The 19,376-nt window shown below is 47.1% G+C and carries 10 protein-coding genes and 1 pseudogene; 8 read left to right on the top strand and 3 right to left on the bottom strand.

The window, feature by feature from the left end; translation table 11 throughout:
- The first annotated feature begins 685 nt into the window (after window positions 1–685).
- Window positions 686–4,417 carry a chemotaxis protein CheB gene (locus QUA40_RS03645; RefSeq protein WP_333121860.1) on the top strand — a complete coding sequence of 1,244 codons (3,732 nt, stop codon included), beginning with the start codon at window positions 686–688 and terminating at the stop codon, window positions 4,415–4,417.
- Window positions 4,418–4,881: 464 nt separating this feature from the next.
- On the opposite strand, the gene QUA40_RS03650 is transcribed toward QUA40_RS03645, so the two are convergent.
- On the bottom strand, window positions 4,882–7,995 hold the full coding sequence (locus tag QUA40_RS03650) for an efflux RND transporter permease subunit (protein ID WP_333121862.1): 3,114 nt from the start codon (window positions 7,993–7,995) through the stop codon (window positions 4,882–4,884).
- A gap of 217 nt (window positions 7,996–8,212) precedes the next feature.
- Window positions 8,213–10,006 (bottom strand): efflux RND transporter periplasmic adaptor subunit, encoded by a 1,794-nt coding sequence (locus QUA40_RS03655; protein WP_333121863.1) that lies wholly within the window; start codon window positions 10,004–10,006, stop codon window positions 8,213–8,215.
- A 409-nt stretch (window positions 10,007–10,415) separates the two neighbouring features.
- On the opposite strand from QUA40_RS03655, the gene QUA40_RS03660 reads away from it, so the two are divergent.
- Together QUA40_RS03660 and QUA40_RS03665 are read left to right on the top strand one after the other, a co-directional pair.
- Complete coding sequence (locus QUA40_RS03660) at window positions 10,416–11,549, top strand: AI-2E family transporter (protein ID WP_333121864.1); 1,134 nt, start codon at window positions 10,416–10,418, stop codon at window positions 11,547–11,549.
- 152 nt (window positions 11,550–11,701) lie between these two features.
- Window positions 11,702–12,769, top strand: a complete 1,068-nt coding sequence (locus tag QUA40_RS03665; protein ID WP_333121866.1) for an ABC transporter permease — start codon at window positions 11,702–11,704, stop codon at window positions 12,767–12,769.
- Window positions 12,770–12,830: 61 nt separating this feature from the next.
- Here QUA40_RS03665 and QUA40_RS03670 read toward each other — a convergent pair whose 3' ends face one another.
- Entirely contained in the window at window positions 12,831–16,238 is a 3,408-nt protein-coding gene (locus QUA40_RS03670; protein ID WP_333121867.1) for a PAS domain S-box protein, read from the bottom strand.
- Between the two features lie 120 nt (window positions 16,239–16,358).
- Between QUA40_RS03670 and QUA40_RS03675 the strand changes: the two genes are divergently transcribed.
- From QUA40_RS03675 to QUA40_RS03695, 5 genes and pseudogenes are all read left to right on the top strand, one after another.
- Complete coding sequence (locus QUA40_RS03675) at window positions 16,359–16,496, top strand: hypothetical protein (protein WP_333121868.1); 138 nt, start codon at window positions 16,359–16,361, stop codon at window positions 16,494–16,496.
- Between the two features lie 376 nt (window positions 16,497–16,872).
- Window positions 16,873–17,217 (top strand): hypothetical protein, encoded by a 345-nt coding sequence (locus QUA40_RS03680; protein ID WP_333121869.1) that lies wholly within the window; start codon window positions 16,873–16,875, stop codon window positions 17,215–17,217.
- Between the two features lie 432 nt (window positions 17,218–17,649).
- The gene (locus tag QUA40_RS03685; protein WP_333121871.1) at window positions 17,650–18,675 is read left to right on the top strand and encodes an ABC transporter permease; all 1,026 of its coding nucleotides are present in this window, start codon (window positions 17,650–17,652) and stop codon (window positions 18,673–18,675) included.
- Window positions 18,644–18,820, top strand: a complete 177-nt coding sequence (locus QUA40_RS03690; protein WP_333121872.1) for a hypothetical protein — start codon at window positions 18,644–18,646, stop codon at window positions 18,818–18,820. Before QUA40_RS03685 ends, QUA40_RS03690 begins: the two co-directional genes overlap by 32 nt.
- Before the next feature lie 63 nt (window positions 18,821–18,883).
- A pseudogene (locus QUA40_RS03695) lies at window positions 18,884–19,376 on the top strand (hypothetical protein); the annotation flags it as partial.

Genomic DNA, 19,376 nt, shown 5'->3' on the forward strand with positions numbered 1-19,376 from the left:
CCAATTAACAGCCTCAAACTTCACAACCAGAAGAAGTTCAGGAAGTAATTGCTGAGTTTGAGCAATATTGGCAACGGTCGATCGACGATACCTTGAAAATGACTAAAAAGGTACAAATGGCCCAACAATCAGTGATCAAACACTTATAAAATTATCCCGAGATAGTTGACATCGGCGGGGTGGTAGCCAATTTGCGATCGCAACAATTTTCCTCAAAATGAGATTAATTGCGGTTCTGTAGAGTATGCTGTTTTTTTGAGTTTATCTACTTAATTGTACTGTTTTCGTTCCCCGGAGATTGTCCAGAGTCCCACTGTTTGATAGGGGCGCACAAAATTCCGGTTGGAAGTTTCTTGATGAGTTGGGGCATTGAGGAGAACTCCACTCGCTCGCAAACCTTAATAGAATTCCTAGATTGGCAGAAGCGGGAAATTTCACTAATTCTTAACTTTGAATAGTATAATTTTTGATAATTTCCCGTCTCCACCTTGTCCCCTGCTAGGAAAGGGGGAACTCGCAAAAAATGATTTTAAAATCGCTGGAGAACACAGACCGACTTGCCTAGATATTATATCGGTAGGTAGATGACTTATTATTCATTTTAATATATATATATATATATATATATATATATTAAAGACAACATAACAATAATACGCAGGCAGCAAGCTATCTGGTATAAAAAATGAGTACGAAAAAGTTTTCCAAGAAATCTCAACCTAAAGCTGATATGGATGCTGAAGTAAAGCAACCAAACAATCAAAACGAGTTATTTCCAGTCGTCGGAATAGGAGCCTCTGCAGGTGGATTGGAAGCATTTACCAAATTACTCAGCCATTTGCCGATCGATACCGGCATGGCGTTTGTAATAATTCAGCATATGTTGCCGACTCAGGAAAGTGTGTTGAGGGAAATTCTGGCTCGATCGACCCAGATGCCCGTGCATGAGGTAAAAGAGGAGATGCCCATAGAACCGAATCAGGTATACGTCATCCCCCCGAGTTTCAGCATGACCATCGATCAAGCGGTGCTCAAGCTAACCCCTCGCGGCCAAACACACGGGATATTTATGTCCGTCGATATTTTTCTGGTTTCCCTCGCCGCAGAAAGGGGGAACCAAGCCATCGGCGTCGTTTTGTCCGGGGGCGACGGCGATGGTGCCCAAGGATTAAAAGCGATTAAGGCTGCAGGCGGTATAACTTTTGCCCAATGTGAAGGATCGGCACAAGTCAGCAGTATGCCGAACACTGCGGTGGCTACGGGTCAGGTAGACTTTATCTTGACACCGGAAAAAATTGCCCAGAAAATAGCAGAGATCAGCCGTCATCCCTACATTGCCGATCAGCCTGCGACAGAATCTAGCACCAGCGAAGATGCGATCACAAGTAAAGATGCGATCGCCAAAATATACTCTTTGCTGCGCGCCGCTACAGGAGTTGACTTTACTCACTACAAACAAACTACCTTGAACCGGCGGATGCAGCGACGGATGGTGCTTTACAAGCTGGAACGGCTCGAGGATTATGCCCAATATCTCCAAAACACTCCGACAGAAGTAACGGCGCTTTATCACGATGTCTTCATTCATGTCACCAGCTTTTTCCGCGATCCCGAAAGCTTTGAGGTTTTAAGCAGCAAAATTTTTCCCGAAATCGTTAAAGATAAATCGTCGAAAGTACCGATCCGAATTTGGGTTACAGGCTGTTCAACCGGTGAAGAAGCTTACTCGATCGCCATCTGCTTGTTAGAGTTTTTAGCAGATAGAGCTACTGATCTGCCGATTCAGATTTATGCGACAGACATCAGCGAAAATGCGATCGCCCACGCGCGCCGCGGCATTTATAAACAAGCCCAAGTCGCCGATATTTCACCCCAACGCCTGCATCGGTTCTTTGTGGAAGTCGAGGGCGGATACCAAATCGCTCAGTCGGTGCGCGAACTCTGCGTTTTTGCTAAACAAAACCTGATCAGCGATCCGCCCTTTTCCCGGATGGATTTGATCTCCTGTCGGAACGTGCTGATCTATCTGGGCCCGCCTTTGCAGAAAAAGCTGCTGCCAATTTTCCACTATGGGCTTCGGCCAGCGGGCTTTTTGCTGTTAGGCACTTCGGAAACGGTTGGTGACTTTTCAGAATTGTTTACGCTATTAGACAAAAAGAACAAAATTTATACTAAAAAAATGCTGTCGCATTGGCTAAGCATGGATTTAACTGCTAGCCACTCTCCTGCGACACTCCTCAACCCACCGCTGGTGACGGAAAGCTTAAACGAAATCGAAATCGAGAAACAGGCCGATCGCATTGTTTTGAATAACTATGCGCCTGTCGGCGTTGTAATTAACACAGCCAGGGAGATTCTGCAATTCCGAGGAGAGACGAATGCCTACCTAGAACCGTCTCCTGGTAGGGCTAGCTTGAATTTGCTGAGAATGGCAAAAGAAGGATTGCGCCTCGAACTCCGCACTGCAATTGAACAGGCCTCCCAACTGCAGTTGCCGATCGCCCTCGAAGGCTTGCAAATTAGAGAAAAGGATCGCATCCGCCTCGTCAGAATTAATGTGATTCCATTCCCAACAGGCGCTGTAGCAAAAAACTATTTTTTAGTGTTGTTTCAAGACGAGCCGCCGAGCCCTGCAATGCCTGCTGTAAAAGATCGTAGAGTCAATTCCGATGCTTTAGAAGGTGAAAGTTTGGAGATTGCGAGGCTGGTAGAAGAACTCAAAATTACAAAAGACCACCTGCAATCGATGGTCCAAGAACATCAAGCAGCTAACCAAGATTTGAGAGCGGCCAACGAGGAGATTTTGTCGAACAACGAAGAGTTGCAAAGTACAAATGAGGAACTCGAAACCGCAAAAGAAGAGATTCAGGCAACTAATGAAGAACTGAACACGATTAATGACGAATTGCAGCGGCGCAATGTTGAATCAACTCAGGTGAGTAACGATTTACAGAATCTGCTCAGCACCATCAATATTCCGATTCTGATGGTGGGAGGCGACCTGCGAATCCGCCGGTTTACTCCCGCAATCGAAAGCATCTTCAACTTGATTTCTAGCGATGTCGGGCGCTGTTTGAGTGACATCACTCACAAGTTGATAATGCCGGAGTTAGAGCCAATGATTGTAGAGGTGATCCGCACCCTCAATTTGAAAGTTCAGGAGGTTCAAGATCGAGAGGGTCATTGGTATGATCTGCATATTCGACCGTATCGGACGATCGACCACAAGATTGATGGGGCTGTGGTGATGTTGGTGGATATCCACGAGCTCAAAGCCAGCGCCCAGCATTTGATGGAAGCGAAAAACTACGCCGAAACGATCGTAGAAACCGTGCGGGAACCGTTGCTAGTGTTAGATCTCAACCTACGGGCTATCACCGCCAATCGTTCTTTCTACGAGACGTTTCGCGTGATGCCGATCCACACTGAGCAACAGTCGATCTTCGATCTTGGTAACAGACAGTGGAATATTCCCAAGTTGCGATCGCTCCTCGAAGAAATTCTGGCAGGAAATGCCGAGTTTCACGATTTTGAGGTCGAGCATGACTTTGAGCATATCGGGCATAAAATAATGCTGCTCAATGCCCGCAAAATGCCTCCCATCGGCGATACACAGATGATTCTGTTGGCGATCGAGGATATCACCGAGCAAAAACAGTTTGAGACAGAACGCAGCCTTCGGATTGAAGAACAATCGGCTCGTGCGGCTGCTGAGGAGGCTAGCCGCATCAAAGATGAGTTTTTGTCCGTCCTCTCTCACGAACTGCGGACGCCGCTCAATGCGATGATTGGCTGGACACAGTTGCTGCGCCTGAAAAAATTTGACCAGGCTAAAACCGACGAGGCGCTAAAAACGATCGAGCGCGCCGCCAAAGCACAAAACCAGCTCATCGATGACATATTAGACGTTTCGCGAATTACGACAGGTCAGTTTCGCCTCAATGCTTTGGAAATTGAGCTGAATCCACTGGTTGAAAATGCGATTGAGGTGGTACGTTTGGCAGCCGAAGCCAAAAATCTTCAAATGGAATCCAGCGTCACTCCTTTAACAATAAACGTATTGGGCGATCCAAACCGTTTACAACAGGTAGTGTGGAATCTACTTTCAAACGCGATTAAATTCACCCCAGCCGGAGGAAAAATAGAAATCGCATTAGACTACATTGATGGAATGGCTCAAATCCAAGTTAGCGATAGTGGTAAGGGCATTCACCCTAATTTTCTCCCCTATGTGTTCGATCGCTTCCGTCAGGCAGATAGTAGCTACTCTCGCAGAGACGCTGGATTAGGGCTAGGACTCTCGATAGTCCGTCATTTAGTAGAACTCCACGGCGGTACTGTTGGTGCAACAAGTGCAGGTGAGGAACAAGGGGCAACGTTTACCGTGAGGTTGCCGCTACGAACAAATATTCCATGATTGTTGACTGTTGACTGTTGACTGTTGACTGTTGACTGTTGACTGTTGACTGTTGACTGTTGACTGTGAGTCAAAAAAATGAAAATTGCGCGAATTATTTGTTGGCAGCTTGATGCGACTTTCTCAGGAGGATGAAGCGCGGATTTGAACTCATTCCGGCGCAACCAGAATTGATATTATTTCTAATAATATCTCCTGAGCTAAGATCCTAAATGAATTCTCTAAATGTATATAAGGATGTCACTTTAAATTACCCCTTTTCTCCCATGCTTTGTGTTTTGCGTCATATCGTTTTCGGCTGCATAGGCATGATAAATTAGAGGGCAATTCATGAATAATTTTTACAAGTCGCCACCTATCTCGGCGCAATTTTCAGTTGTTCGCTTCACAGTCAACAGCGTCGCCCTGAGCGTAGTCGAAGGGTCAACAGTCAACAGTCAACATCATACTGAAGTGCCGTTTCCCTACCCGGAGAGTTTCGATCGCCCTTCCCCCCTTTTCTTCCCCCGCATCAGATTAAAAATCCAGATTTGCAAACCATCCATGTAAGTAAAAACCACCGGAATCACCACCAGAGTCAGCAGCGTAGAAGTCATCAAACCGCCAATTACCGCCATCGCCATCGGGCTGCGAGTTTGCGAACCAGCGCCAATTCCCAGAGCAATTGGCACCATCCCAGCTATCATGGCGATCGTCGTCATCAAAATCGGCCGCAACCGCGCCACCCCCGAATCCAGCGTCGCCTCATACATCGGCTTACCTTCCTGCTGATTCATAATCGCGTAATCCACCAGCAAAATCGAATTTTTCGTCACAATTCCCATCAGCAAAACCACACCAATCAAAGCGTACAGCCCGAGAGACTTTTGTCCCACCAAAAGTCCCAGCAGCGCCCCACCCAGAGACAAAGGCAAAGCCGCCATAATCGTCACCGGATGTAGAAAATTGGCAAACAACAGCACCAACACAGCATAAATAAACAGTACCGCCGTTCCCAGAGCCCCCGCAAAACCGCCGAACACATCCTGCATCACCTTCGCATCTCCCGACGATTCCTGTTCGACGCCCGGAGGTAGAGGATTCATTGCAGGCAATTTCTTCACCGCAGCGGAAGCTTCTCCCAAAGTCGTACCCTGCAACAAATTCCCCTCTACAGATACTTGACGAGCTCGATCGTAGCGATCGATCTGAGAAGGCCCGCTGCCCAAAGCAATATCCGCCACCGCCCTCAACGGCACCAAAGTATTATTTTTCGCCGGTACTTGCAGATTCTTAATTGTTTCGATATCGCTGCGAAACTGTGGCGCCAACATTACATGAATCGGAATTTGTCTGTCGGGCAAATCAAATTTAGCAAGATTCGAGTCAATATCACCAATCGTTGCCAGAGATGCAGTTCGAGCAATTTGCTGCACCGATACACCCTGATCCGCCGCCCGATTCGGGTCAGGTTTCACCAAAATCTCCGGCTTCACCAAACTCGCGCTAGACTCTACCTCAATCAGTCCCGGAACTTGCCTCATTTGTTGCGTGAGACTTTCAGCAGCTTTAGTTAAAGCCTCGGCATTTTCGCTTTTTAGGACGATCGACATTTGCTTCCTACCGCCGACACGCCCTTGAGAAAAACTCAACCGCACACCGGGAACATCGCGAAGTTTCGGCCGCATTTCCTCTTCAAACCGCTGTTGTCCGATCCGCTTGTCGGCGGGTTTCAATTTCACGTAAAGACTGGCTGTATTCACCCCGCTAGCGCGCCCGCCGCCCCCGCCGCCCGAGCCGCCGGAAACTGTCGGAGCACCTTCAGTCTCCAAAACGCTATCTACGGCTGGATGAGCGAGCAATAATTTAGTTGCTTGCTGCACTGCTGCATCTGTCTGCTGCAAGATGGAACCCGGAGGCAATTCAATAGAGACAGTCGAAAGTCCGGTATCATCGCGATCGATAAACCCCGTAGGAATGTAAGGTATTAATTGAACGCTGCCGAAAAACAAAGCTACACCTAAAATTAGGACGATCGCCCGATGCTTCAGCGCCCAAGTCAAAAGCCTGCGGTACTGATAAGAAAGTTGGTCTTTTTTGAGTTCCTGATGGTGTCCTTTCTCCTTAAACAAATAAGCCGCCATCATCGGAGTTACGGTTCTAGCTACCAACAGCGAAAATAACACCGATGCCGAAACTGTCACCCCAAAAGGTCGAAAAAACTGACCGGGGATTCCCGGCATAAAAGCCACCGGCGCAAACACCGCAACAATCGTCATCGTAGTAGCAACAACAGCCAAACCAATTTCAGCAGAAGCATCCAAAGAAGCCTGATAGGGAGTTTTCCCCATCCCGACGTGCCGTTCGATATTCTCAATTTCGACGATCGCATCATCTACTAATATGCCCACCACCAGCGACAGCGCCAACAAAGTCATGCCGTTGAGGGTGTAGCCCAAAAACCGGAGCACAGCAAAAGTAGGAATTGCCGACAGCGGTAAGGCAACAGAAGCAATTAAAGTTGCCCGCCAATCCCGCAGAAAAATTAAAATAGTTATTATCGCTAAAACCGCCCCCAAAATTAAAGCATCCACTGAAGCTTCGTAGGAATCTCGGATGTGGTCGGCTAAAGTATAAATAAGTTCCAGCTTGACATCAGGCGGCAAAGTTTTTTCCAGTTTTTTAACTGTTTCCCGCACCGATTCTTCTACAGTAACGAGAGTGCTGCCGGTACTGCGGAGGATGGAAAAAGCCACTACAGGTTTGTTGTTGAGCCGTGCCGCCTGACGCGCTTCTGCATAGCCTTCCTCAACTTTTCCCAAACTCGAAAGCGGCACAAAACCGCCTTTAGGCAAGGTAATTTGATAAGCTTTCAACTGTTCGATAGTTTTCGCACTGCCGAGGGTGCGGACTGTTTGCTCGGAATTGCCAACTTCAGTTCTGCCGCCCGGTAAATTGATGTTAAAATTCCGAATTTGGTCGTTAACTTGAGTAGCTGTAATGCCGAGACTTTGCAGTTGTTCGGGGTTTAAATCGACTCGAATATCCCTGTCTCTGCCTCCAATTCGCTGCACTTGAGCGACACCTTTGACAGAGAGGAGGACGCGACTGATGTTTTGGTCAATTAATTCGCTTAACTGTTCTACGGTTTGGCGATCGGAAACAACCGCGTAAGACATAATAGAGCTGCCGGCAAATTCGACTCGCTTGACAACGGGGTCGTTAATGTCTTGGGGCAAGCTTTGGCGGATTTGGGCGATCGCATTGCGGACATCATTAGTAGCGCGATCGCTATTTGTTCCTAATAAAAAGTTGACTGTTGTATTAGAAGAACCATCATTAACTGTAGAGATAATGTGGTCAATATTCCCCAAACCCGCCACAGCATCTTCTACTTTTTTCGTGACTTGAGATTCAAGTTCTGCTGGATCTGCCCCCGGTTGGCTGACAGATATCGAAACAGAAGGAACATCAATATTAGGCGAATCATCAATGCCTAAAAGGGGAAATGATAGTAAACCCCCTATTGTTAGAACTAAGAATAAAACAATCGTGGGTACTGGCTGTTTGATCGACCAAGCCGAAATGTTGAAAGACATAATTGGGAATTGGGAATTGGGAATGGGGAATTGGTAATTGGGAATACAGTGATGTTCTCTCTTTTCTCTCTTCTCTTCCTTCGCGTCCTTTGCGTCTTCGCGGTTCCTAAAAAAAATAATGTAGAGTGCACAATACGCACCTTACGCTTACGAAGTAATGACAACTGCCCACTGCCGACTGCCCACTGCCGACTGCCCACTGACAACTGACAACTGACTATTTAACAACCTTAACCCGATCGCCATCCTTCAGATAACCAGCCCCAGCAATAACCACCCGATCGCCCGCCTTCAAACCCTTTTTAACCTCCACCTTAGCAGCAGTCAAATCCCCCACAGCACCCCCGGAAATTTCCCCAACTTGCACCGGTTGAGCCTGCACCTTATCCTCGCCCACAAGTTTGTAAACAATAGAACTGCCGTCAGGTTGTGGCAAAATAGCTTTAGCAGGAACTTTTAAACCTTGAGCCGTTGTCGTGGAAATCGATGCGCGCAAAAACATTCCCGATCGCAAAAACTCGCTTGCCGGCAAATCAATCTTCACCGTAGCTTGCCGATTTTGCGGGTCAACTAGTGGCGAAATATCTCGCACAGTTCCTGACAACTTGATCCGTTTGTCAGAGTCAGAAGTAATCTGCACCGCTGTTCCCGGCCGCACTTGCGAAACCTGAGTTTCCGGCACTTTCAATTGCAGTTCCAGCTTGTTTCCCCGAATAATAGAAAATAGTTTTTGATTGCCCGAAGACACATCGCCAACTCGACCAATTCTTTCAGCCACAGTACCGCTATCCGGCGCTCGAACAATAGTTTGTTCTAGTTGAGTTTGTAACTGTTTGACTTGTGCAGCATTGCTGCGGACACTTGCTGCGTTATTTCCGACATTTGCTCTGGCACTGCTGACACTCGCTCCGGCCGTATTCACTTTAGCACGAGCGCTGCTGAGGGCCGCTCTAGCCGTACTGATATTAGCTTCCGCAGTAGCTACTTTAGCAAGAGCCGATCGCACTTCTTCCGCTGCTTTGTTCTGTTCTTCCAAAGCTTTATTCAAATCAGCCTTAGTTTTATTCAAGTCTTGAACAGCAGTTTCTCGTTCCGTCTTGCGCTTTTCCAAATCTTGCTGGCTGATTACTCCCTGGGAAGCCAAATTTTGGGTGCGATTTACTTCTCTTTGAGCTTGATCTAATTTAGCCTGAGCAGAAGCAATCCCAGCTTTAGCTTGATTGACACCTGCTTTAGCTTGATTGACACCTGCTTTAGCTTGGCCGACACCTGTTTTGGCTTGCGCTGCGTCAGCGATGGCTTTTTCAACGCCAGCCTGGGCTTGAGCGACGCCGGCTTGGGCTTCTTGTTGAGTAGACTGAGCTTGCTGCACCTGAGCTTCGGCTTGCTCTACCGTAGAATTAGCCGATTGTACTCCAGCAAGCGCTTCGGCAATTTGCGATCGCAGCACCGAATCGTCCAAAACCGCCATCGTCTGACCTTTTTCTACCGCATCCCCTTCCTTCACCAAAACCTGCTTGATTTGCAAACCGTTGGCCTGTGGCAACACCGGCAGCAAGTCGTAGGCCACCACGGTCCCCGTCGCTTCCAGAGTTTCACCCACTGCGGCCGATTCCACAGGCGCCACTGTCACAGTCTGAGCCGTCGCCTGCACAGTTGCCGATGGAATTGGGACTGCGGGACGTGCGCTCTGCTTGCCCCCAGTCAAGTGTACTGCTAGCAGCGTTGCAGCGGCCCCAATGCCTGCACCTGCCAACAAGGTAGGCCACCTGAGTCCTTTGCGGGGCCCAACTTCAGTTGCTTCAGGTTCCCAAACTTCCGATTGTTCGCCCTCCATTTCTGGAACTTCTAGGGCAACTTCTCGTTCATCTTCCTCTGGGGAGAATTGCCAGCGAGAAGGATTTGACACCCCACTTTCAGTTACATCCACTGCTGAGTTCCTGTCGCGCCCGCTCTCCACGGGGGGAAGGGGTTGCTTTTCTTCCGCTTCTGAAAAAACTTGATTAGTCACGGTAGTTCCTCTCGCCGCTATTAGCCTGTGGTTTTTTATTGTAAAGAAAGATTGCGGTTTTTATATTGGATTCATTTTAGCGGATGGCGTCCGCAGTCCCGCGTCCCCCTTTTGGGTGAGTGTCGCGTCGTTTAACCTTACAATGGCGAATTGATCCGAGTTTGTTCGATCGAGATTTAATTTGATCGGCCTCTGGGGCATACTGAATATTAGCGTGATTCGCGATCGTGGGGTCGATCGGGCTGGCATTGTCTCTCCCCAAGTGGCTTGGCCATCACCCATCTATCAATGCTGAGAAAACTCAGTCTAATCTTGAACTGATTATTCCTAATCTATACTCTCATGGGTTTATTGTATAATACGGCACATCTGCTGAAAAACTTGTGCCACTTTATTTAAAAAAATCACAATGAATAGCATCTTTTCTCCCGTCCAACAGTTTCTAATTACTTGGCTGCTAGTGCTAGTGACGGGATGGTTTACCCTGACTGCTGTCAGTTATGTTGGGGAACTGGTCAGCATTTTAGTAACAGCGGGACTCATTGCATTTTTATTAAATTATGCAGTAAAAAGACTGCAAGTATTTTTGCCCAGGGGGGTAGCTGCGGGGCTGGTTTATTTAACTGCAGGTGTGATAGTAGTAGTAATCGGTTTAACGATTGTGCCGCCGGTGTTCAGCCAAGCGAGGCAGTTGGGGGTGAGGTTCCCGGAATTGCTGGAGTCGGGGCGGCTGCAGCTAAGTGAATTTCAAGCCTGGAGTGCCGATCGCAATTTACCGTTTGACGTGCAAATATTGGAGCAGCAACTGTCAGCTAGAGTCCAGGGACAAGTCCAGGCGATCGCCGGTACGGGTTTAGGCTTAGTTGTAGGTACTTTTAACTGGTTTTTGGACTTAATTTTTATTGTGGTGATTTCCTTTTATATGCTCCTAGACGGGCAAAGAGTGTGGCAGGGTTTGACCAGCATTTTTTCCCCAGACATTCGCTATGTTTTAACAGAGACTTTGCAGCGAAACCTCCAGCGATTTGTATCGGGACAGTTATTGCTGGGACTATTTATGGCCATCTCGCTAACTCTGGCTTTTTGGTGGCTGCAAGTTCCGTTTTTTCTGTTGTTTGCCGTGTTTATAGGATTGACGGAAATAATTCCGTTTATTGGAGCGACGCTGGGAATTGGAGCAGTTAGTATAATTGTAGCGTTTATTGATTGGTGGCTGGCGCTGCAAGTCTTGGTAGTGGCGATCGGTCTCCAGCAAATCAAGGATAATTTAGTAGCTCCCCGAATTATGGGGAATCTCACCGGATTAAGTCCGGTAGTTATTTTCACAGCTTTGCTTTTAGGAGGTAGAGTGGGAGGATTGTTGGGAGTTATCCTGGCAATTCCGCTCACTGGGGTAGTAAAAAGTATAGTAGAAATTGTACTCAATCCCAAATTGCCGCCCCAAACAGGCTCGTTTTTCTACAATCCTTTTAGCGGCGAGGAATTGGGGAAAATACCAGAAGATGAAAGTAGAATAATCTTGGTTGCAGATGAACAAAAGTAGTCTAATTTTTGTACTAAGTAATTCAATTATGAAAACTTTTATAAGTCAGGAATTAACTTTTGGCTGCTGAGTCCATTAAGAAAAGACTAAAGTCTCTATACAGAACTTTAGTCTTTATTACTAACCCACTTAAAACTCAAACCTAAAAACTTATGAAATGGTGGCAAAATCTTAGAAACAATCCTCTAGCTCGGTTGGGAGCCGTGGTACTGTTAATTTTTTATACAGTCGCGCTTTTGGCCGAATTTGTCGCACCTTATGACCCCTATGACTCTCAATTAAACGGTTCATTGCTGCCACCGACTCAGATTTATTTAACTACCCAAGAAGGGCGATTTATCGGCCCCCACGTTTATCCGACTACTCAAGGCCCAGTGGATGCGAATACGGGCGCTCGTGAGGTAATTGTAGACTGGCAAAAACCCTCTGCTGTTGGTTTGTTTGTCAAAGCTTCCCCCTATAAATTTTTAGGATTTTTGCCTTTCGACAGGCACCTGTTTGGCACTACAGGAGAAGGTCAAATTAACGTTTTAGGCACGGATGAACAAGCTCGCGATCAATTCAGTCGCTTAGTACACGGCAGCAGAATTAGCCTCAGCATCGGTTTAGTAGGAATAGCAATTTCTTTTCCGTTGGGATTGTTGGTCGGAGGCATATCTGGTTATTTCGGCAGTTGGATTGACAGTATTTTAATGCGTTTTGCCGAAGTATTGATGACGATTCCCGGTCTTTATTTATTAGTAGCGCTAGCAGCAGTGTTGCCGCCGGGATTGACAAGTGCTCAGCGATTTATATTGATTGTGCTGATTACTTCATTTATCAGTTGGGCGAGTTTAGCGCGGGTGATTCGCGGTCAGGTACTGTCAATTAAACAGCTAGAATTCGTGCAAGCGGCGCGGGCAATGGGCGCCAATCCAATTTATATTATTGTCCGCCACGTTTTGCCACAAACTGCTACTTATGTAATTATTTCTGCTACTTTGTCTGTTCCGGGCTTTATTGTGGCGGAGTCGGTTTTGAGTTTAATTGGCTTGGGAATTCAACAGCCCGATCCTTCTTGGGGAAATTTACTATCCCTGTCTACTAATGCTTCAGTTTTAGTATTGCAGCCTTGGTTGGTTTGGCCTCCGGCCATACTGATTATTGTGACTGTTTTGGCGTTTAATTTATTGGGGGATGGGTTGCGGGATGCTCTCGATCCGAGAAGCATTCAAAGGTAATTGGGAGTTAGTAATTTCTCGTTCCTAGGCAGAGCCTAGGAACGAGTTACGCAACCTACTTTTAATTATTAACAGGTAAGCGAATGGTAAAAGTAGAACCCACACCCTCCTGACTTTTTACGGAAATATTGCCGCCCATCATTAGGCAAAAACGCTGGCTGATTGCCAGTCCCAAACCGGTGCCGCCGTACTTGCGGGTGGTGGAAGCGTCGGCTTGGGTAAAGGGTTGGAAAATGTGCTGCAACTGGTCGGGAGTCATCCCAATTCCTGTATCTGTACAATTAACAACTAAAAATTCTTTAGTAGCAATTGAAGATTGAGAACTTGCCCCAGATTCAGAAGTGTTTTCTTGTCTGGCTTGGCTGCTGTCACCCGCGATTTTTTCTCGGCTGGCGGTGAGGGTTATTGTACCGTTTTGAGTGAATTTGGCGGCATTGCTCAGCAAATTCAATAAAATCTGCTGCACTTTAGTAATGTCCCCGTGCATAGTGCCGATATTCGTAATTCGATCCAACTTTAGAGTGTTGCCGTTTTTCTCAATTAGTGGCGCGGCGGTAGATGCGACTTCTTCAATCAAGGCGGCGATGTCGAAGGTTTCTAAGTAAAGATCCATGCGGCCGGCTTCGATTTTAGAAATGTCGAGAATGTCGTTAATTAGCGATAGCAAGTGTCTGCCGGAAGTGCGAATTTTGTCTAAATCTGGGATGAGTTCATCGTAACCCAATTCTTCGGTTTCTTCTTGGAGCATTTCGCTGTAGCCGATGATGGCATTCAGAGGTGTTCGCAGTTCGTGGCTCATGTTTGCCAAAAATGCACTTTTTGCGGTGGAAGCGGCTTCGGCTGCTTCTAGGGCGAGTTGCAAGGCGGATTCAAAGACTTTGCGATCGCTAATATCCTCGACGCTGCCTTCATAGTAGAGTAGCTGGCCGTCGGCATCGCACACTGCACGCGCGCTTTCGGAAATCCAAATTACGCTGCCGTCAACGCGGTAAACTTGTGACTCAAACCCCGAAACTTCTCCGAATTCTTCCATCACCCGCATAAACTTGTCGCCCTGCTGAGGATTGACGTAAGCTTGCTGTCTGATGTTTGTGAGATTTGATGTCAATTCTTCGGGAGTAGCGTAGCCATAGATGCGGGCTAAAGCTGGATTTACGCTCAAGAAGTGGCCTTCGGGGGTTCTTTGAAAAATTCCTTCGACGGCATTTTCAAAGATGCTGCGATATTTTTGTTCTGCTTGACGCAAAGCGCTTTGTGTACGATCGCGCTCGCTGGCTTCGATCGCCAATGATACCAAATCTGCCAGGGAAGCAGCAAAATTTTGTTCTTCTAATGTCCAGTTACGAGTAGTTCCCACTTGTTCGATACAGATGACTCCCACTGTTTGTCCGCCGAGGCGCACTGGCGCGTCTAAGGTAGAAGTAGTGCCAGCTTGTGAAAAGTAAGATTCGGCAAATTCTCTAGTTCTAATATCTGAAAGAGCGTCCTCGGCTGCGATCGTCCGGTATTCTTCCAAAGCTTGAAAATAAGCTGGATAGTCTGCTGCTGCGAGTTCAGTACCTTGGGAATGCTGGTGGTTGTGGCGCGTAAATTTGTCGAGACATTGCAGTTTCGATCGGCTTTCGTCGTACAACCATACTCCGGCTCCTTCTGTATCTAGGGTATGAGTTGCCGCTTCGGTAATTTGCCTCAAAGCTACTTGCAAATCGCCTCGATACAGCGCTTTATTTCTTGCCAATTCTACCAAAACGGTATTTTGTTTGAGCAATTGTTTTTGCCTTTGGCGTCGCACCGATTCCGCTCGCTTCTGTTCAGTAATATCGCGGATTACGCAAATTACGGATTCTTCTGAAAGCGGCGAAATGCTGGTGGCAAAACAAACTTCGCGGTCGTCAATGGTTAAATCGTACTCGATGCTGACAGTTTGCTGAGTATCTAAAGCTGCTCGAATATGGTGGAGAAAATTGTCGGCTGTAGCTTGGGGAAACAGCTCTCCGACTGTTTTGCCAACTAATTCTTCGGTTGGTTTGTAGAGCAGAGAAATATTTGTGGGCGCGATTTTTAAATAGCGGCCGCTGGCGTCCACAACTATAATTAATTCGTTCATAGCTGCGAACAAAGCCCGCAATTCTGCTTCGGCAGCTTCGAGTTCGGCAGTCCGCTCTGCTACTCGCTGTTCTAAACTAGAGTTGGTTTTTTCTAGGGCAACAAAAGACGATCGCAATTGTCGGGCCATTTGATTGAAAGACTGAGCTAGAAGGCCGAGTTCTTTGACGCCTTGAACTTCGACTTCGCCGTTTAATTCTGCGGAGGTGAAGTCGGATGATTCGGACATTTTTGTTAAAGCTTTGGAAGCTTGCAACAATCGGGTAATCGGTTTGACAACCCAGCGAGAGGTGAAAATTCCGAGTGCGATCGCCAGTAGGAAGGCAAAAAAGCACAATAAGATAGTTGTGCGAGTGTTGGCGTTAATTTGCTCCATAAAGTCTGCTTCCGGGATTGCGACTACAATTAGCCAATCGAGGCCGCGGCCGTCTTGCAGGGGAGCAACCGTAATGAATTGACGTTTGCCGTCTATATCGAAGCTAAACTGTCCTTGACTGTCAATTTGTTTAAAACTGCCAAATCGTTTTTGCAAGTATGTGGAGGCCGATCGAATTAGCAAATTTTTGCTCTGTGTCGCCAACAGCCGTTTTTGTTCGCCTTTGTCGGTGACAAAAGGCAGTTCGTCTGTGGAACTGGCGACTATTTCGCCGCTGCGTTCGATCGCAAAAACTTGTCCCGACGCGCTAATTTTGATGCTTTTGAGAAAATCGCTGATTTGAGAAAGGGTGAGGTCAATTGCCAGTACCCCCTGCAGGCTACCCGTTTGGCTGTAGATGGGCATCACCGGCGTAATCCCCAGAACTGGCGAGGCCGTGAAGACGTAGATCGGAGACCAAGTGGCTTTTCCTGACTGTTTGGCAGCTTGGTACCACGGTCTAGTACGGGGGTCATAGAAAACCGTTTTGATTAGCTCAGTGCGATTTCCTTGGCTATCTAGGCGATAAATTTGGCGGTTTGGAGCGGTTGATTCGTCTCTGATGTATACTAAGTTTTCTGCTTCTCGCTTGAGCAAGAGGAATTTGCCCTGTTCGTCGCCGTAGTAGATGGTTGTAGTTCGATCGCTCAGCTTGGTCTGGTTCCACAAATAGCGCTCTAAGTTGGGGAAGTCTTCCGGGTCTAAGTTTCCAGAGGCGATCGCAGCAGTATTCATTTGCAGGAATAAATGAGACACATCCCCAAAACTGAGGAAATTTTCTTTCGTCCTCGCTGCAACTTCCAAGCTTAACCTCGTAGCAAGGTCATTGACGGCTTTCTGGCCGTTGCGAAACGAAAGCCATCCAGTCACGCCGACTGCTACGGAGATTTGCACCACCAGCGGTATCAACAAAACTAGGCTCAGTGACATCTTGGGCGAGCTTTTCATCAGACAACTGCTCAGACTTTTCAATAACATCAATATTTTGACACTTACGGGATTTGGGTATCGTTTGTCGTTTAAAAGATGCCCTAGATATAAGTTACAAAGTTATACAGCAATAGTGAAATGCGGTGGTCTGCGGCTCAAAACTCGGCTGAGGTTTCCACCGCTACTGTAAAAACTTGTAATATTAATGATGCCACTACTTGCCTAAATGTGGCGATCGCTGTGGGGACTCGCGGCAAAAAAGTCACAGCAGGTTAGAAAAAATGCAACTGTAGACCCGTGATCCCAACCCTGGTTGTCATCAGTCCTTCCTAATTATTCAATTCTTTAATCTAAAATTAAAAATCTAAAATCTAAAACGCCATCACTTCCTCCAGTGCGGATGGCCCACCTTACCCCTGCTTAATAAAAATCAGATTTTAATTTTTTCTACAGTGGCATGACAAATGTAAATTATGTGACAATGCGCTGTGGGAAAATTTGCTATTAATAGAATAAGCGGGCAAAATCCCGATCGAGCACTCATAGAATAATTGAAGCATCTGCAGTTCGTCGATGGCAGCCAAGTAAAGCGTTTTTGGCTTTTTTGGACCATCGACATTTTGGCAAAAAAATAATACTTCTGGAGGATGACATGAACTATACATTTGAACTCCTGGGCGTATCTCCAACTTTAACGTTTTTTAACCAGCAGCAGGAATTGCTGCAACAACAGCAGCAGTCGGGTGTAGAATACTTGGCAAACCGGAAGTGTACTCTCGATGCGTTTGTGGCATCCGTAGAGACAGTTTCTCCTGATCGGGGCTGGGATGTCGATCGCGTCATAAACACCGTGATTAGTTTCTGGATGAACAACTCCGATAGCATCCTGTATTGGAAGCACAGGCTGGAGGATGCCGGCAGCGAAAACTTGTTAGTAGCCAGAGTAGGCGATATCAAGTCTTTGCAAGCCGCATTTGAATCGCTGCTGGGCGAATAGGAAAATCGGGAATTGCGAAAAAGTCTATCGACTTTTTCGCAAAAATCAACTTAGGAATGAGAATTAAATAACTTACAATGCGTGATGGTTCTTGTGGGGTGTCCCGCCCGCCCGTCCAGAAAGGGCGGGCGGGACACCCCACAAACTTGTGTAAATTATTTAATTCGCGATCCTTAACTGTATATTAAGTAGTTGGACTGAATTAATTACACAAGATAGAATCTGAAATTCTCTTCCTGTGAGCCTTGCAAAATTATATCTGTGTAAATATTTCTGTCCATGTACTTAGCAATTCCCAATTCCCCTGATTCGCGATACGGAAGTCGCAGATATAAAATATCTGTTTCTTCCAGCTTCTATCTTCCATCTGGCTGATGTCTTCAACATCTGGCTAATGATTAATGACTTCGCAATTGGCAATTCCCAAATATTATGTCTCGTTCCAAAGCCCTGCAATCTTATATTTTTCTCCGCTTGCTCCTCGCACCGCTAATGTTGTGGACAATCACTACAGCAGTATTTTTGCTCTTGCGGGCCACTCCGGGCGACCCCATAGATGCCATTCTCGGCTCACGAGCTCCCGCAGCAGCCAAAGAAGCAATGCGAACTCAACTCGGCCTCGACGCACCCTTGTGGGAGCAATATCTCAACTACATGAAAGACTTATTCAGTCTGAACTTGGGAACCTCAATCACCACTCGCGGACAAACCGTGTGGCAAATTATCGGAGATTATTTCCCCGCTACAGTGGAATTAGCAGTTTGTAGCATGGCCATAGCTTTAATTGTCGGCATCAGTATCGGTTCCCTGGCAGCATCCCGCCCCAACACTATTTTCGATGCAGCAGGCCGTTTGTTTGGCATTATCACTTACTCGCTGCCCGCTTTTTGGGCCGGCATGGTTTTGCAATTGATTTTCGCAGTGCAGTTGGGATGGTTTCCTTTGGGAACTCGCTTTCCGGTGACATTCCCCGCCCCCGAAGGCTACACAGGACTCTACACGATTGACAGTCTCCTGAGCGCTAACCCTGGTCAGTTTCTCACATCTTTACATTATTTGGCACTTCCGAGTTTGACGTTGGGGATTCTTTTGAGTGGCATTTTCGAGCGCATTGTCAGGGTGAATCTCAAGCAAACTTTGCAAGCAGATTATGTCGAAGCAGCTAGAGCTAGAGGCATTCCCGAATTGCAGATTTTATGGGCTCACGCTCTGAAAAATGCACTAATTCCGGTGATTACTGTCTTAGGATTGACTTTTGCTGCACTGTTGGGCGGTGCTATTTTAACAGAGGTTACTTTTTCTTGGCCGGGGTTGGCAAATCGCCTTTACGAAGCGATTAGCTTGCGGGATTATCCAACTGTTCAAGGTATTGTGGTGTTTTTTGCGGGAATAGTCGTAATTGCCAGCATTGTAATTGATATTTTGAATGCTTACGTTGACCCGCGAATTCGCTACTAAAAATATCAAGGAAGAAGGGCAACGGATGCGCGACAGTGGCACTTTCGGCTTTTTCTACCTGTACTTTCTGTCGGCGCGAGATGTTTTAGTCAGCGGTGGCCCTGGAGAAGCAGTTGTCAAAAAGATCGATCGGCTTTTAGACTGACGACACTTGGCAATTTATGGGCAATACTAGAGAAAATAAAATTAAACATTTGAGGAAACGCTGATGAGATTATTGCGAACAATCGCCGCTCTATCGGCGGCCTTGACCCCACTGATGGCTGAAGCTGCCTTTAGCCGTCCTATGCCGGGAACAGCCGATTTTCCCAGAGCCTCAAACCCCCAAATAAATGTGCCGGTTTGCTTGATCGAAACTCCTGGGGGCATAACTTTTGATTTAGTCAGCTTGTGCGGCCGCAATGCTGCTCCCCAAAACACTGCTCCGGTTGCGGGCAACCCCGCCAATGCTCCTGCAAATAACCCCAATGGAGGTGCTCCGCCTGCTCCCCCAAACCCCAATGCCATCACCAGAGATGCAGCAGGCACGCCGATAACTACTCCAGCAAACACGGCAAATCCCAACAATCAGAATAATCAGAATCGGGGAACTTCCCCGACAGGTACTCCCAACAATGCCAATCCGGGAACTTCCCCGACAGGTACTCCCAACAATGCCAATCCGGGAACTTCCCCGACAGGTACTCCCAACAATGCCAATC

Origin of the sequence: Microcoleus sp. Pol11C3, from assembly GCF_036701485.1 — a bacterium.
In the GTDB taxonomy this organism is placed as follows: Bacteria; Cyanobacteriota; Cyanobacteriia; order Cyanobacteriales; family Microcoleaceae; genus Microcoleus.

Coding starts and splice junctions, on each gene's coding strand:
- QUA40_RS03645 (WP_333121860.1), top strand. CDS start 686: ATGAGTACGAAAAAGTTTTCCAAGAAATCTCAACCTAAAGCTGATATG.
- QUA40_RS03650 (WP_333121862.1), bottom strand. CDS start 7,995: ATGTCTTTCAACATTTCGGCTTGGTCGATCAAACAGCCAGTACCCACG.
- QUA40_RS03660 (WP_333121864.1), top strand. CDS start 10,416: ATGAATAGCATCTTTTCTCCCGTCCAACAGTTTCTAATTACTTGGCTG.
- QUA40_RS03665 (WP_333121866.1), top strand. CDS start 11,702: ATGAAATGGTGGCAAAATCTTAGAAACAATCCTCTAGCTCGGTTGGGA.
- QUA40_RS03670 (WP_333121867.1), bottom strand. CDS start 16,238: ATGAAAAGCTCGCCCAAGATGTCACTGAGCCTAGTTTTGTTGATACCG.
- QUA40_RS03675 (WP_333121868.1), top strand. CDS start 16,359: ATGCGGTGGTCTGCGGCTCAAAACTCGGCTGAGGTTTCCACCGCTACT.
- QUA40_RS03680 (WP_333121869.1), top strand. CDS start 16,873: ATGAACTATACATTTGAACTCCTGGGCGTATCTCCAACTTTAACGTTT.
- QUA40_RS03685 (WP_333121871.1), top strand. CDS start 17,650: ATGTCTCGTTCCAAAGCCCTGCAATCTTATATTTTTCTCCGCTTGCTC.
- QUA40_RS03690 (WP_333121872.1), top strand. CDS start 18,644: ATGCTTACGTTGACCCGCGAATTCGCTACTAAAAATATCAAGGAAGAA.